Source organism: Anaerovibrio sp. RM50 (genome assembly GCF_000622005.1).
In the GTDB taxonomy this organism is placed as follows: Bacteria; Bacillota; Negativicutes; order Selenomonadales; family Selenomonadaceae; genus Anaerovibrio.
Window position 1 is genome coordinate 305,496 of the sequence record NZ_JHWV01000006.1, and the last position, 15,670, is coordinate 321,165.

The 15,670-nt window shown below is 44.1% G+C and carries 17 protein-coding genes; 2 read left to right on the forward strand and 15 right to left on the reverse strand.

Annotation, left to right across the window (positions count from 1 at the left end; translation table 11 throughout):
• Positions 1–8 precede the first annotated feature (8 nt).
• The 12 genes from T525_RS0105085 to miaB form a co-directional block, all read right to left on the reverse strand.
• A complete protein-coding gene (locus tag T525_RS0105085; protein WP_027406319.1) occupies positions 9–659 on the reverse strand; it encodes a hypothetical protein in 651 nt (216 codons plus the stop codon).
• Between the two features lie 102 nt (positions 660–761).
• Positions 762–971 carry a hypothetical protein gene (locus T525_RS0105090; RefSeq protein ID WP_027406320.1) on the reverse strand — a complete coding sequence of 70 codons (210 nt, stop codon included), beginning with the start codon at positions 969–971 and terminating at the stop codon, positions 762–764.
• A 12-nt stretch (positions 972–983) separates the two neighbouring features.
• On the reverse strand, positions 984–1,427 hold the full coding sequence (locus tag T525_RS0105095) for a GatB/YqeY domain-containing protein (protein WP_027406321.1): 444 nt from the start codon (positions 1,425–1,427) through the stop codon (positions 984–986).
• A 152-nt stretch (positions 1,428–1,579) separates the two neighbouring features.
• A complete protein-coding gene (locus T525_RS0105100) occupies positions 1,580–1,861 on the reverse strand; it encodes a hypothetical protein (RefSeq protein WP_027406322.1) in 282 nt (93 codons plus the stop codon).
• A 142-nt stretch (positions 1,862–2,003) separates the two neighbouring features.
• Positions 2,004–2,429, reverse strand: coding sequence for a response regulator transcription factor (locus T525_RS14285; RefSeq protein ID WP_051533417.1), 426 nt, complete (start codon positions 2,427–2,429; stop codon positions 2,004–2,006).
• 72 nt (positions 2,430–2,501) lie between these two features.
• Positions 2,502–3,035: a DUF6803 family protein gene (locus tag T525_RS14290; protein WP_051533418.1), complete on the reverse strand. Its 534-nt coding sequence runs from the start codon at positions 3,033–3,035 to the stop codon at positions 2,502–2,504.
• Positions 3,036–3,205: 170 nt separating this feature from the next.
• Entirely contained in the window at positions 3,206–3,820 is a 615-nt protein-coding gene (locus tag T525_RS0105115) for a DUF4194 domain-containing protein (protein ID WP_051533419.1), read from the reverse strand.
• Between the two features lie 3 nt (positions 3,821–3,823).
• Positions 3,824–5,296: a DUF3375 domain-containing protein gene (locus tag T525_RS0105120; RefSeq protein WP_037325099.1), complete on the reverse strand. Its 1,473-nt coding sequence runs from the start codon at positions 5,294–5,296 to the stop codon at positions 3,824–3,826.
• A 65-nt stretch (positions 5,297–5,361) separates the two neighbouring features.
• Entirely contained in the window at positions 5,362–6,144 is a 783-nt protein-coding gene (locus tag T525_RS0105125; protein ID WP_027406325.1) for a class I SAM-dependent methyltransferase, read from the reverse strand.
• Positions 6,145–6,187: 43 nt separating this feature from the next.
• Positions 6,188–8,191, reverse strand: a complete 2,004-nt coding sequence (mutL, locus tag T525_RS0105130; RefSeq protein ID WP_027406326.1) for a DNA mismatch repair endonuclease MutL — start codon at positions 8,189–8,191, stop codon at positions 6,188–6,190.
• Positions 8,188–10,785: a DNA mismatch repair protein MutS gene (mutS, locus tag T525_RS0105135; RefSeq protein ID WP_027406327.1), complete on the reverse strand. Its 2,598-nt coding sequence runs from the start codon at positions 10,783–10,785 to the stop codon at positions 8,188–8,190. The genes mutL and mutS overlap by 4 nt, the downstream gene beginning before the upstream one ends.
• Before the next feature lie 108 nt (positions 10,786–10,893).
• Positions 10,894–12,192, reverse strand: a complete 1,299-nt coding sequence (miaB, locus tag T525_RS0105140; protein ID WP_037325210.1) for a tRNA (N6-isopentenyl adenosine(37)-C2)-methylthiotransferase MiaB — start codon at positions 12,190–12,192, stop codon at positions 10,894–10,896.
• Positions 12,193–12,396: 204 nt separating this feature from the next.
• On the opposite strand from miaB, the gene T525_RS0105145 reads away from it, so the two are divergent.
• Both T525_RS0105145 and T525_RS0105150 read left to right on the forward strand, forming a co-directional pair.
• The gene (locus tag T525_RS0105145; protein ID WP_027406329.1) at positions 12,397–12,663 is read left to right on the forward strand and encodes a type II toxin-antitoxin system RelB/DinJ family antitoxin; all 267 of its coding nucleotides are present in this window, start codon (positions 12,397–12,399) and stop codon (positions 12,661–12,663) included.
• Entirely contained in the window at positions 12,645–12,947 is a 303-nt protein-coding gene (locus tag T525_RS0105150; RefSeq protein WP_198022625.1) for a hypothetical protein, read from the forward strand. Before T525_RS0105145 ends, T525_RS0105150 begins: the two co-directional genes overlap by 19 nt.
• 67 nt (positions 12,948–13,014) lie before the next feature.
• Here the strand turns inward: T525_RS0105150 and T525_RS0105155 are convergent, their stop codons facing one another.
• The 3 genes from T525_RS0105155 to T525_RS0105165 all read right to left on the reverse strand — a co-directional run bounded on the left by T525_RS0105155 (position 13,015) and on the right by T525_RS0105165 (position 15,377).
• Positions 13,015–13,377, reverse strand: coding sequence for a hypothetical protein (locus tag T525_RS0105155; RefSeq protein ID WP_027406331.1), 363 nt, complete (start codon positions 13,375–13,377; stop codon positions 13,015–13,017).
• Positions 13,378–13,439: 62 nt separating this feature from the next.
• Positions 13,440–14,045 (reverse strand): sugar O-acetyltransferase, encoded by a 606-nt coding sequence (locus T525_RS0105160; RefSeq protein ID WP_027406332.1) that lies wholly within the window; start codon positions 14,043–14,045, stop codon positions 13,440–13,442.
• 90 nt (positions 14,046–14,135) lie between these two features.
• The gene (locus tag T525_RS0105165) at positions 14,136–15,377 is read right to left on the reverse strand and encodes an ATP-binding protein (RefSeq protein ID WP_027406333.1); all 1,242 of its coding nucleotides are present in this window, start codon (positions 15,375–15,377) and stop codon (positions 14,136–14,138) included.
• Positions 15,378–15,670: the final 293 nt, after the last annotated feature.

Genomic DNA, 15,670 nt, shown 5'->3' on the forward strand with positions numbered 1-15,670 from the left:
TAATTTAATCAACTACTCAATTTTCTATACGCCATAGCAGGGTTAGATTTCAAAAGCGCCAATATTTCAAAAAACTTCTTATGGTCGCTTAAATATACCAAGGCAGAACTGTAAGGCCAATTAGCAGATGCATATTCCTGCCACAAGCTTTTTCGGTGCTGGGCCACCATTTCATAATCGCCATCTGCATTGCTTTCCAACCAGGAATACGCAAAATAATCTGCCACCGACTCCGTCAGCTGGTGCTTTCTTTCCATAGATATTCCCGTTCTGGGGCTGGCATCCTGCAAAAAGGCCCTTTCATCCCATATTCGGTGCAGGGAATGAAAAAATTCATGGGCAAGCACCATGCTTAAAACACTTTCATATTCATTCTCCAAATGAAATATGCAGCAATATTCCTTCACTGCCTCATGGTATATGAATACACTGTAGCCCTTTTTAATGGATTTTCCCAACTGCTTATCAAAGGGGCCATTCCCTTTAGGAATAACTATCACTTCATCTGAAATATATACAGGTGGCAGCCATTCCTTGCGCTCCCTCAGCATTTTACAAAAAGACTTATCTGTAAAACCAGCCATGAAATCATAGAAGAATTCCCTTATTTGCACCAGCTCTTTTTCCAAAAATGAATCAACATTATATGTAAACATCATAAATCCAGTATATTTCCCTTAACAAACACAAAACAGGCCAGAAACCGCAAAAGCTATGTGGAACTGACCTGATCTGTTTTTACCCGTTAATATCGGATGAAACTACATTTTCAAGAGCATCGCCACATTTTCCGGGCAGTATTCTATCTGCTCTGACCAGCGGCGTATGGCTTCAGACAAATCACCCGTAATGGCTGCTGCTATAAAAATATATTCCGTGGATATATCTGTATAAATCAGCAAATCATCCAGGCTGTAATCACTGGCTATACAGGAAAAATCCTTATAAAATGACGGATAAACTGTATTCATCCCATCACCTGCTTAATTCAGGGCTTCCTTCACTAATGTATTGACCATCTTTCCATCAGCACGGCCTTTAACCTTTGGCATAAGTGCCCCCATTACCTTGCCCATATCCTTTGGTGATGAAGCACCAGTCTGCTCCACAGCCTCTTTCACCAAGGCACGTACCTCATCCTCAGATAACTGCTGTGGCAAATATGGCATCAGAAAAGCAATCTCGGCTTCATTCTGAGCTACCAAATCAGCCCGTCCGCCTTTTTCGAAATCTGCGATAGAGTCCTTACGCATCTTAACTTCCTTGCTAATAACGGCTATTACAGCATCATCATCCAGCTCTACCTTGTTGTCAATTTCCTGCTGCTTAATGGCACCTCTAACCATGCGAATAACTGCCAAGCGCTCCTTTTCCTTGCCCTTCATTGCTTCCTTCATATCATTTGCCAACTGTTCTTTAAGTGACATATTATGCACCTCCAAAAAATTAAAGACTTTAACCACATATAAATATAGCGATTAAAGTCTTTAAAATCAATATTTTAGTATTCAGCACTTCCTTTTTTAATGAGAACTGCCAGGTAATACTGTTTCAATAAGCTCCGTAATTATGAAAATTATCACAGTTGAAATCCGCACGCTTTTATAGGAAGTACATTTCCCTCCAGTATAGTGAGTGCCTGTTCCTTATACTTAATTGGTACTTCAATACGGAAAATATACTGTTTTTTTGTCCCCCATATATTCCCCGGATTGAGATTACTACAGCATCCAGCAATTGGTGCTTCCTCAGACTCAAAGGATGTATATTCTATTCCGTTTGACTCCAACAGATTTCTGGCTTTCGCCCAATCATCCTTGTCCCTTGAACGATATACCACGATTTTTCGCCAATTAAACATATCCATCCCTCCAATAACCAGTACCATTATACAATTTAATAAAAATAAATGTTTTCAAAATATTAATCAGACACAATATTCACTGGATTTCCGGCAAAGACTACAAAATCACTAACCACTTATTTATCCACAATAGGTAGCTTTATGACCAATACAATTCACCGATTTCCAGCAGAGAAGAATGGACTGTTGATAGTGAACCATAGGCACGGCGTAATAAAGCCCGCACACGGGCTACCAGCTCCCGGGTACTAAAGGGCTTAGTAATATAATCATCAGCCCCGATTTCCAACCCACTTAGCTGGTCAGCTTCTGCATCCAATGCCGTCAACATTATGATGGGCACCGAGCTGTTTTCACGAATTCGCCGGCATACCTCATAGCCATCCATTCCAGGTAACATAATATCCAGCAAAATGATATCCGGCTGATGCTCGGTCACTTCAATTAGTGCACTTGGACCACTCATAGCGGTATAAACCTTGAAGTTTTCCTTGGCAAAATATTCTGTTAGTAGCTCGATTAGTTTATTATCATCATCGGCAATAAGAATTGAGTATGAATTCACATTAAACCGCCTTTCTCTTTCATAAAGGGAAAATACCCAACGGCAAGCTGCTGTTGGGTATTCGGGGTAAATTTATTCGTGGGAATGGCCTGCATGACCAGAGCCATCGGAATGGTCATGAGAATGCATAGGCATTTCCTGCTGTGCCACTGGCCTTAAATCATTAATAGTCGGATCAACCATACCGAAAATCATCGCTACATGACTGACAATTAAAAAGCCAATCAACAGCATAAAATGAGATTTGGTGCGCTCCTTTGATGAAGCATTTCTTTTAACTATACCAAATTCCAATAAGGTAATACCCAGCAGAGGGACTATACCGCACAGATATGCGCCTACAGCTACCACATCAACCCAACCACGCCATTCAATATTTGGAACCACATACGTAATCAGATAGATGAATACACCGGTAAAATAAATACCAGTTATTTTACCTAACCATGTATTAATACTCTTCCATGAATTTTCACCTGTATCCTTTAGATACAGCGTATAAAATTCCGTTGCCACCAAAAATTCCGCTAACCCAACTGGTATAACCATGAATAATATTAAATTCCATGGCTGATTCGTCATTAAAAGCTCCATATAATTTGTCATAATCTGCACTCCTTAAAACTTAATTTTGCTTGCAGATTTATTGTAGCAAGCAAATGTGCAGATGATATGGAGGGAATATGAAGAAACTGTGAAGATTAATGTATTAGCACTTCTTTAAACGATAAAACGAAGACCAGAAGCTATCAGCAGCTATGAAAGTAGGCAGCTTTTTAACCTATCAGTACATCATCATCAGACTGGTCACTATCCTTTGCCCCATAATTTATATAGTCCTGCAACCGCTCATTGAACTTCTGGAGCCAGTCTGCGGTGACGAAGCTCCTTATAAGCTCCCTAACTTCATAGGTATCCGTTTGGCCGTAGACCTCTGACAAAAAGCCCATTTCCACTGCCTTTTTAATGTGGCGGTTCACTTCATTATCAAACTTGGTTTCATTGGTGGCGGCGGGATAAAATGGCTTCAGTCTAAGCTTAATATCCTCAAGGGAAAGAACAAGAATGCTGTCACCGTTGGAGGCATCAAAATCCCCCAGACTTTTACGAAGCTGCACCAAAAGAATACTCAAACCATAACTTAACTGATGGCGTGGCACCAGCCGCGGCAAATTCTCATCCTCATTTTGCTTTACATAGGCATAGCCCGCATTATCGTCCACATAAAGGAGCAGGCCAATCTGGGCCACATATTCCTCCATGCGGGGCTGATTTTCCTTAATAATGTTCCATATATCCGGCTGGGTGCGCTTATCGACCACGCCCTTTAAAATCGTAATCAGGGCGCGGGAATAGTCCATATCCTTTTCCTCAATCAACATATCTTCCATTCCTTACCCCTCTTTTTTGTAAAAAATAATCTTATCCATATCCACCTGAATATCCACGGCGTTAACATTTTCCATATCCAGCTGCTGACGCTCACCCTCCACGAAGCTGCGGCTGTCACTGCTGGCAATTACCAAATAGTTAAGAAGCTCTGTAAGTCCCTTGGTAAGGGGGTGCTTTGCCAAAATCTCGCTCAAGGAGACCTTTTCCCTGTCTCCAAGGACCTGGGCAATATTTTCCTCCAGCACCTTTCGGTCCACGTAAACCTGTTTAAACAGGGCCTCCACGGAACCCTGATGATTTCCCTTTTCAAGGGCACTGCTTTCGATAATAGGCTTTTTCGGCGGCACAAAAAGAGGCCTGTCCATAACAAAATCAAAGAATGGGGCCGACTGATCCATCTGGGCAAATTCAGCATCTCTCGGGATATTGTTCTTTATGGAAAGGGACTTATCCTCCACCTGCTTAATAAGCTCATAAATGTAACGCTCCTGCTCCAGATAGCCCTCATCCACATATTGGCGGATCTGACGGGACAAATTGCTGACGGTGTCCATAACCTGTCTTGCCGCCTCAGACCACTGACGGCGGATATGACGCATATCGTACTGCTTCTCCACCTCATCAATGCCCTCAATTTTCAGGATTCTTCCCAGGGCCTCGTCCATTTCCTCACGGGAGGACTGGTTCATGAGATAATCCCAAAAGGCCCCAAAGCTCCTGCCCTGCTCCGAGTGCTGTATATAATCCCTGTCCTGAAAGAACTTTTCCAAAAGCTCTCCCTTGCCCTTTTTCCAGGTGACTATCTGCTCCATAAGGCTCCGCTCCAGCTGACGGAAATTTTCCTCCACCTCACGAAAATCCGCCAGTATACTTCTGGCGGTTTCAGCGGCGTGAATATATCTGTCCTTTATCTGAACTTCATTTAAAATTTTAGGTGTGCCTCCATTTTTAAGGTAGGCAATCTCCTTTTCAATGGCTTCCTTTTCCTCCTGCAGCCGGGCAATGCGGCTTTCAGCACTAACATTGCTTTCCTCATCAATTTCCCTTATAAGGTTAAACACCAGGCGAACCCTTGACTCAGTGCCAATAAAGCTCTGCTTTTTCAGGCCTGCCAGCCACTCAATGCCCCGCTGGGCATCTGCCGTCAAATCATAGCAGGGCTCGTTCTTCTTAACGAAAAATTTTCGGAGCCATGAGTGCTGACCGTCAGTCCACGATGTCAAATAATCCTTGGCAGGACGGATAATCCCCTGGGCCTCGGCATTATCGTGAAGGTCATATATAAAATTATTAAGATCCTCCAGCAGTCTGTCCTCCGGCACGGCCCTTTGATTATTAACCATAAACTCCTTATAAAGAAAGGCCGCCACGAAGCTGCACTGCTCAGAGGCCAACAGCCGCCAGGCAGGGTGCTCATTTCTCAGCTTCACCAAAAAGCTGTACTGCATATTGTCAGGTATATTATCATTCATCATTCTATCAATAACACCTACAGTTTAATAATGCCTATGTTTCAATAACAACTATACTTTAATAATGTTTAAAGCTTAATAACGCCATAATGGACCTTGGAATGCTTGCCCCCCACAATGGTATCAAATCCAAGACGGGCGAATTCAAGACTGCGGCTGTTTTCCTTCATAACCACCCTATGTCTTGCCACCCTCTTTGCCTCATTAACCGCCTCTATTGACAAGGGGCGGTGGTCCGCCACGGCGCGGATAGGATTAATATTATGGCTGTCCTTTAATGGGTGGCGGAACATAGGATCAAAGTAAATAACGTCCACGGACTTATCAGGCAGAGTCTTTAAATACTCATTATAATCAGCATTTATGACATTCACCCGCTTAATGGCACTGTGAAGCTCATAATTGGTGGCGAGAAAATGCTTCATGCCCTCACCGGTTACAAAGGCAATAAGAGGACTGGCCTCAAGACCCGTTACACTTCCCGATTCCCCTGTCACAAAGCTGGCCACTATGGCATCAGCCCCAAAGCCCAGGGTACAGTCCAGCACGCTCATGCCTTCCTTTAAATCCATGGCTGTTGCCATGTGATCCTCATCACCCATGCGGATATTTTTAATGCGCAGCTGGGACATATTGGGGTGGAAAAACAGCTCCCCGTCACGGGTATCCAACACAAAGCTGCCCTTTTTGGCCACCAGAATATTGTCTACCCCGTATTCCTCACGCATTTCAGGCAAAGCCGCACGATTACGCTTAACATTTTTTATGCCCAGCTTCTCCGCCGCATAGGCCGCCAGCTCAATACTTTCCCTATGATTTTTTCTGTCCGTTGTGACAATGGTATTTAGCATTAATTCTCCTAAATATATATTGCAGCAATATCGTGTGGGCAGCTTAAAAGCCGGTGCGCTTAAACATCTTGGCCAGCTCATCGCTGCTGAATTTCAAAATTGTTGGTCTGCCATGAGGGCAGGTGTATGGCATGGCTGTTTTATTAAGCTCGTCCAAAATAATCTCCATCTGACGGAAATTGAGCTCAAAGCCCGCCTTTATGGCCGCCTTGCAGGCCGTCATGGCAAGACACTCATGGCGAATCTCCGCCGCACTGAGCTGATGCATATCCTCCAGGGAAACCAAAATCTCCCGAATAGTGCTTTCTGCCTCAGCCACGGGAATATCCGCCGGAATCTCCATGAGTCGGTACTGATCCGGCCCGCTTGCTTCAAGGCCAAAGCCCAGACTATGGAACATTTCCAGATTGCTTTCGATAAGCTGTGCTTCCCTTTCGCTGAAATCCAAAATGAGATGCACCAAAAGCTGCTGGGAAGGTATACGCTCTGTCATGGCCGCAAAACGGTCGTACAAAATGCGCTCATGGGCCGCATGCTGGTCAATAATATAAAGCCCGTTTGCATCCTGGGCAATAATATAAGTGTTGTCCACCTGACCGATGGGAACCATAGGCGTTGCGCTGATACCTGCGGAAGCAGCCCCCCTAGTCTTATCCTCTATTATTTCCCCGGTTTCAGTATTAACAAGTACATCATTTTCCATGACAGTTTTTTCTGTCTCATTTGCGGCTGTATATGTACTATTTACTGTTGCCCCCTCCGAAGGGACCAGACTATCTCTTTTCATCTGGGACAATTCCGCCTGGGCCTCATGAAGAGTTTTCGCCTGCTGCTCCACCCTATACTGATATGCGGAAGAAGGAATACCAGAAGGGGTATAGCTGCCATGACTTACGGAGCTGGCAACACTGTTAACCATTGGCTGTGACGCCGGCACAAAGTGCATATCCTCAATAAGAGGTGCCATAACGGGCTTTGCCTCCTTCATGGAGGCAGGAGCTCCCGTAAAATGTCTCTCCGGACGCTCCACCTGAGCGGCAATATTTCCAAGGGCTTCCCCATGTGGACGCACTGCATCCAGCACAGCCTTATATACTGCCTTAAAAATTCTCCCCTCGTCCTCAAATTTAATCTCACTTTTTTGAGGGTGAACATTTACATCAATGGAATTTGGCGCCACCTCCATAATGAGAGCCACCATTGGATAGCCGGATTTTGGAATCAATGAGGAATAGGCATTATCCACAGCCTTTGACATGGCCCTGTTGGATATAATGCGGCCATTAACAATAAAGGTCTGCCAATTTCTGTTGCTTCTGATGGTGGAAGGCTTGGAAATATAGCCCTTGATGGTAATATCATCATCGGCAAAATCCATGCCCAGCAGGGCATCCCCCACAGAGCCCCCATAAATACTGCGGAGAGTATCATGGAGATTGCCGTTTCCCGGGGTAACCACGGAGGTTTTATTGTTATTGATAAATTTAAATGCAATATCTGGGCGGGAAATAGCCAGCTTAATAATAAACTCGTTTATCTTGCTGGCCTCGGTGTTGTTTGTCTTCATAAACTTTTTACGGGCCGGGGTATTGAAAAACAAATCCTCCACCCGAATAGTGGTGCCCAGACTGCAGCCGGTCTCACCGATTTCCGGCTCCCTGCCCCCAATAATCTTAACCTCAGTTCCCAGCTCTGCCCCCGCCTGACGGGTCTGCAAGGTAAATCGGGATACAGAGGAAATACTTGGCAGGGCCTCACCACGAAAGCCCAAAGTGTCTATATCCATAAGGTCCTCAACCTTAAAGATTTTCGATGTGGCATGACGGCGGATAGCCATTTTCGCATCTTCCATGCTCATGCCGATACCATTATCCGATACCCGCATAAAGCTGGTACCCCCAGCCATGATTTCCACTTCAATGCGGTCAGCCTTGGCATCCATGGCATTTTCGATTAATTCCTTTATAACTGAAGCAGGTCTTTCTACTACTTCACCTGCCGCTATCTTATTGATAGTGCTATCGTCAAGAACATGAACGAAACTCATCCTCGTCCCGCCTCCTCTTTGGCCTGCTGCTGCAAGCGATACAGGGTATTCATTGCTTCTATTGGGGTCATGGTCATTACATCCAGCCCCAGAAGCTCATCACTGATGGAATTACCGAAAAGTGATGCCATCATATCATTGGATTCAGCCACGGCCTTGGCCTTCTCCTGCTTTTTGGTCAACGGTATATCCTCAACCTTTGAGCCCTCTGCCTCCAGTGCCTCCAGTATCTTCTCCGCCCGCTGGGTTACTGCCTTTGGGAGGCCCGCCAGACGGGCAACGTGTATACCATAAGATTTATCTGCAGAGCCCGGAACAATGCGGCGCAAAAAGCTAATATCTCTTCCCTTTTCCTTAACGGCAATGCAGTAATTCTTTATTAAATCGTCCTCAAGGTCAGTAACCTCATGGTAATGGGTGGCAAAAAGGGTCTTGGCGTGAATATGCTCACGAATATGCTCAATTACCGCCCGGGCAATGCTCATGCCGTCAAATGTGCTGGTACCACGGCCGATTTCGTCCAAAATAACCAGACTGTCGCGGGTGGCGTATTTGAGAATCTGGGCCACCTCATTCATTTCCACCATAAAGGTACTCTGCCCGCTTACCAGATCATCACTGGCACCAATACGGGTAAATATTCTGTCCACAGGGGAGATGGTGGCCTCCCTTGCAGGAATAAAGCTGCCCACCTGGGCCATAAGGGTCAGCAGTGCTGTCTGGCGCATATAGGTGGATTTACCCGCCATATTAGGGCCGGTAATCAGCATAATTTCACATTCCGTATGGTTAAGACGGGTATCATTTGGCACAAACAAATCCCGTGTCAAAATACGCTCCACCAATGGGTGACGGCCGTCCTTAATATCAATCTGGCCGTTGTTTATGAGCTGTGGACGCACGTAATTATAGGCACTGGCCGCCTCAGCAAGGCCCGTAAGCACGTCAAGAACCGCAATATGCTTGGCAGTCTCCTGAATATCCCCCAGCTTGGCCTTAATGATGTCACGGATTTCCATAAAGAGATTGTACTCAATGTTTACAATCTTCTCCTCCGCCCCCAAAATCTTGGTTTCAAATTCCTTAAGCTCCTGGGTAATATAGCGCTCCGCATTGGCCAGAGTCTGCTTGCGGACATAGTGATCCGGCACAAGCTCAGCTCCACTGTGGCGCACCTCAATATAATAGCCAAAAACCTTGTTGTAGCCAATTTTCAGGGCACGGATACCAGTAACTTCCTTTTCCTTTTCCTCCATCTCCTGCAACAGCTGCTTGCTGTCACGGGAAATCTTGCGGTATTCGTCAAGCTCCTCATTGTAGCCCTCCTTGATAATCCCCCCATCACGGATGGTAAGGCCTGGAGCATCCACAATAGCCCTGTTTAAAAGATCCACAAAATCCTCATAAAGATGAATCCCCTCATGGCATTTCTGCAAAAGCTGGGATTTTCTGCCCTCAAGGAGCGTCTTAATAGAAGGAAGTGCCATAAAAGAGGTTCTAAGAGCCACCATATCACGGGCATTCACCGAACCCACCTCAATACGGGTAAGCAAACGCTCAAAATCATATATGGACTTGGTGGAGGTCTTCAGCTCCCCACGAAGGATAAAATCATTGGCCAGCTCCTCCACAGCATCAAGACGCTGATTAATCTGCCCAATATTAATAAGAGGGTATTCCAGCCATTTCTTTAAGAGGCGGGTACCCATGGCAGTATCGGTAAAATCAAGAACATCAAGAAGGGTATCCTTCTTGCCCCCATCACGGAGATTGCGGGTAATTTCCAGATTTCTCAGGGTATAGGTGTCAATCACAAGATTATTGGCAAAATCCAGCTTTGTAAGCTGGGACAAATGGGAAAGATCCGTTCTCACCGTATCGTGAAGATAACCCAGCATGGTAGCCACTGCTTCACTGGCGGCACGTCCGGCAGGGCGATTGTTCACATCAAAATGCTGAATAATCAGATCATCCACATTTTTTACAGGTTCATCAATGCGGGTGAAGGCACAGGCCGCCATGCGCATATCAATAAAGGCCTTTAAATCACCTAAAAAAGTAAGGTCACCTAAAATAATAAGCTCTGGCATCATAATACGATACAGCTCATCATAAAGGGCCTGTAAACGGTCATCCCCGGTATAAACGCCATAGAAGCACTCCCCTGTGGAAATATCCGCCCCGGAGAGCACCACTTCCTCCTCAGTTTCATAAACCAGAGCAATATAATTATTGTTGGCAGACTGGAGGGCACTTTCCTCAAGAATTGTTCCGGGAGTAATAACCTTAATAACCTCGCGCTTGGTAAGGCCCTTTGCCTTTGGATCACCAATCTGCTCCGCAATAGCCACCTTGTAGCCCTTGTTTACAATTTTTGTAATATAGCTTTCAGCAGCATGATAAGGGATACCGCACATGGGATTCTTATCCACATCGCCACTGCGGCTGGTAAGGGTCAGCCCCAGTTCACGGGAGGCTGTCACCGCATCATCAAGAAACATCTCATAGAAATCTCCCATTCGGAAGAACAGGATTTCATCGGGATGCTGTTCCTTTATGGCCATATATTGCTGCATCATTGGTGTTAATTCCATGAAAATACCATTCCTTCTGTCCAACTAACGTTATCTATGAGGGGCTTACGCCAGCAATCTATACTTACGCTGGCAATCAGTGCTTACATCAACAACCTATGCGAAAGCTTACGCCAGCTCCCCCTTCAGCACCCACGTCTGGGGCTGACAAATCTTTACTTCAACCAAATCCCCGGGCTTTTCATTGCCCTGATATGGCCACAGCACCAGCTTGTTGCCGGAGGTACGGCCGGACCAAACCTTGTCATCATTGGAGCTTGGCCCCTCCACCATAACTTTCACAACCTTGTCCTGAAGCTGCTGGTTCTTCTCCAGACTGATCTCATTCTGAAGCTCCATAAGACGGTTCAGACGGTCATGCTTCACACCTTCATCCACCTGTTCCTCCATCTCCGCCGCCGGAGTACCCGAGCGCTTGGAATAAATGAAGGTATATGCCTGGTCATAGCGAACCCAGGCCATCAGATCCAGAAGCTGCTGGAAATCATCCTCAGTTTCACCAGGGAAGCCCACAATAATATCTGTAGTAATGGTGGCATCTGGCACGGCACTGCGAATCTTGGTGATAAGCTCCTTGTAGGCATCCACAGTATAAACACGGTTCATGGCCTTCAATATTCTGTTGGAGCCATGCTGAACAGGCAGGTGGAAATGGGTGCAGATATGCTGGCTGTTTTTAATAACCTCAATTACTGCATCACTTAAATCCTTTGGATGGGAAGTCATGTAGCGCACCCGCTCGATTCCCTCCACCTTGTCCACCATGGAAAGAAGCTCTGCGAAGGTGGCCTTCTTGTGGTCCTTGCCGTAGGAATTTACATTCTGGCCAAGAAGGGTAACCTCCTTATAGCCCTGCTTCACAGCCTCCTGAACCTCGGAAACAATATCCTCCGGCATACGGCTCCGCTCCCGTCCCCTTACATAAGGAACAATACAATAGGTGCAGAAATTGTTGCAGCCGTACATAATTGGCACCCAGGCAGACAGGGCCGTCTTTCTGTGAATGGATATATCCTCAGGCATATCATTTTCATTGATTTCCGTGTCAACAACATGCTTCACCTGGGCCTGCTCCAGCTTGGAAACAGTGGAAACAACCTCCTGAATCTTGTTGGTACCCAGCACAAAATCAATATGGGGAGCACGCTTTATCAGCTTCTCCCCTTCTTTCTGCGCCATACAGCCAGTGATACCAAAAATAAGGTCAGGATTCTTCCGCTTGAGATTCTTTATCTCACCGATTTTGCCGTAGACCTTGTCCTCAGCATTTTCACGCACCGCGCAGGTATTTATCATAATAAGGTCAGCCTGTTCCATATCCTCTATGGACTCATAGCCCAGCTTGGCCAGCTCCCCCTCCATGCGCTCCGCATCACTGAAGTTCATCTGACAGCCGTATGTCAGCATTTTTAAGTATTTATTCTCTTTATTTAAAGTCAAATTGATACATCCTCTCAAAAACAAACAATCGTACAGAACATTATACCATAAGTGGTGATTTTTGGACAAAATGAAATCAATTAAAAAGCCGGGATCCCCTCCCGGCTTCATAAGATATTTTATTGACTACTCAATGCAAACTCATTACAATTACATTAAGAGGTGATTGATATGGCAACATCAAATTTACAAGTTCGAATTGATGCCGATTTAAAAAACGAAACAGAAAAAACTCTTAAAAGTATGGGACTCTCCATGTCCACTGCAATTCATCTATTTTGCCGTCAGGTTGTCAATCAAAGACGCATCCCCTTTGAAATCGTCGCACCACCAAAATATAACGAAGAAACTCTCCGCTCCATGGATGATACTCTTGAGGGCAGAAATCTCAGCCGTAAATTCTCCACTGTCGATGAAATGTGGGAGGATTTAACGTAGTCCTTGATTTTATGAAGGGACTTCCAGTTAATGACAACTTTGTAGACGAAATCAGAAACCTTATTACTGATATAAAACACCAAGAAAAGGAAAGGGTGAGCTATATGACCTATGAGATGAAAATGCAGGAAGCCCGTAATGACGGAAAAGAAGAGGGTCTTATTGAAAGCAGTACCCAAACTGCCCTTGATATGCTTCGAGACAATGAACCCATTGAGAAAATTATCAAATATTCCAGACTTCCATTAGAACGTATACAGGAGCTGGCCAAGGAAATTAAATGAGTAAAAAAATACCAAGTGGAGCATATAAGTTCCACTTGGCATTTTTCATTTTGGCGCGAACTACACTCTATGGGACACCCTTTGCTGCAAGTTGTTGCCCGGCAAATGCCATTCTTTTATATTTACGTGATGAAAATGCCGCCTCCCCTACGCATGCATCTTCCATCGTAGTTTTCATACCTAAGGGAAGTTCAATGCTTTGTTCCTCGTCAAAGAAATCCTCCGCAAGTACATCTTCCCCAGTCAACGCCTCCGCAGCTGCATCCTCGCATGGGAAATAATCACCATCGTCACTTTCCTCAGATATACTTTCCACATATACTTCATCAATATATTTTTGCACATCATCCAGCAAGCTGCGGGATATTTTGATAGACTCCCTATCTAATGACGTTTTCGAAATATCGCTTCCGGCATTTTCCAACGGCATAACAGTTCAGCTCCTGTCAAAATTTTACTTAAACCAATTTAAGTTAATTCGATTTGAGTGACTCAAATATTCCCAATTCGATCATCATCTGTAATCTGGCGTAATACCCTGCATGGGTTCCCAACAGCCAAAGAATTGGCCGGAATGTCCCTGGTAACTACGCTGCCGCCACCGATAATTGACCCCTTGCCGATTTTTACCCCCGGCATAATGGTAACATTGCCGCCCACCCAGACATCTTCCTCCAAAATGATTTTCTCAACCTTTTCCGGAAAATAAGCCCCGTATTGGTTAAAATGCTTGCTACGCTCATCCGCAACCATTGGATGGGAAGGCGTGGCAAAGAGCACCCCGGGACCAATCAGGCATCTGTCGCCAATATGTATTTCATTGCCATCAAGAAATACGACATTAAAGTTAATATATACATCATCCCCGATATAGATATTGCAGCCATAATCAAACTGCACCCCATTGGCGATAAAGGAATTTTCCCCAATATGCCCCAGAAGGTCTTTCAGCAGCTTCTGTCTTTTCTCCTTCTCTTCCACCATGGTCTGATTATATATGGTAGAAGTATTCCCGGCCAACGCCCGTTGCTTCACCATCCAGGGCTCATTGTCCTGAAACCATTCCCCATTAAGCATTTTCTCTTTTTCTGACTGCATTCAAATCCCCCTCTTTATACACACCGATACTATATTTCCCCAGCAAGCAAGATGAAATCATACGGGGTTTCATCAGCCCTTACTCAAAGTCTAAAGTTCATTTTCATCTTTCAGATTTGATTCACTAAAATTTCCTAGTAAAAAATCCCGAATATTTTGGTGTTTTATCCCATCCCGGCTCATATCAAATTCATCCATGGACAGTACATATTTTGGATAATTGTCCTTAATATTCTCATATACACCAAATTCACGCTCTATTGTTTCCGGCGAAGCCAATAAGTAACATACCTGTACATAAATCAAGCCTTGTGGTGTTTTGGCAATAAAGTCGACTTCCTTGTTATTAATCTTTCCCACAGTAACCTCGTAGCCTCGCCGAATCAATTCCAAAAATACTATATTTTCCAGTACCAGAGCTATATCTTGAGTATTGGAGCCTAAGACTGCCTGCCTTATACCATGATCAGCCAAATAGTATTTTTCCTGAACGCTAAGCAGCTTTTTGCCTGCCAAGTCCTGACGTTTTACCGAATAAAACAAAAACGCATCCATGCAGGCATGAATATAATTTAAAATGGTTTCAGCTGAAACATTTCGTCCTTCGCTTTTGAAATACTTTGAAATAGAAGAAGCTGAAAATGTGTTGCCTATATTGGCCATAACATAAACCATTATTCGCTCCAACAAGTCTATATCACGGATTTTATTTCGCTTCACGATGTCCTTTAATTCCACGGAATTATACAAATCCTGCAAATATTGAATTGAAGGAGTATCCTGATAATCCAATTCTCCCAAATATGGCATACCACCATATTGAATATATTTTTTAAAAGCATTTCCCTCTGTAATTTGTGGATACTTTGGTCGGTACATCTGCATAAATTCTTTAAAGGAAAATGGATATATGGCAAACTCCACGTAGCGGCCAGCCAAATAAGTAGCCAGTTCACCAGATAAAAGTTTGGCATTGGAACCGGTAATATAAATATCACAGTCAAAATCCACCCTACAAGAATTTATTACCTTCTCCCAATCCGTAACTTCCTGTATTTCATCAAAAAAAAGATACACTTTGCTATCTATATTTTTTATCCTATCATTCAATTCTGAATATAACGCCTGCGGGGTACATAGATGGGCATTGGCCATTGATTCAAAATTATAGGAGAAAATATTGTTGGCTGATACGCCCTGCTCCAGCAATTCACCTTTTATCAATTCCAGCATAATAGATTTTCCGGAGCGGCGAATACCAGTAATTACCTTAATCAGTTCCTTATTAATAAAAGGCCGTATCCGATTCATATATAAATCACGCTTAATCATGTTTATCACCCCAATCATAACTGATAAATGCATTCTATAGACGATTTTATCAGTTATAACCGTCAAAATCAACAATTTTGGCATTTTTATAAGTTATAACCGTTAAAATTAGAATTTCTGAAATTTCATCAGTTATAACCGTTAAAAATAGTTTTTTACCTTTTTTATCAGTTATAACCGTCAAAATCAACATTTTTGGCATTTTTATCAGTTATAACTGATAATTTACCAACCAAAAAGGCCTTAGGTTCACGCATTCCAATATCAATTAGAATACAGCTACCAAAGGCCCG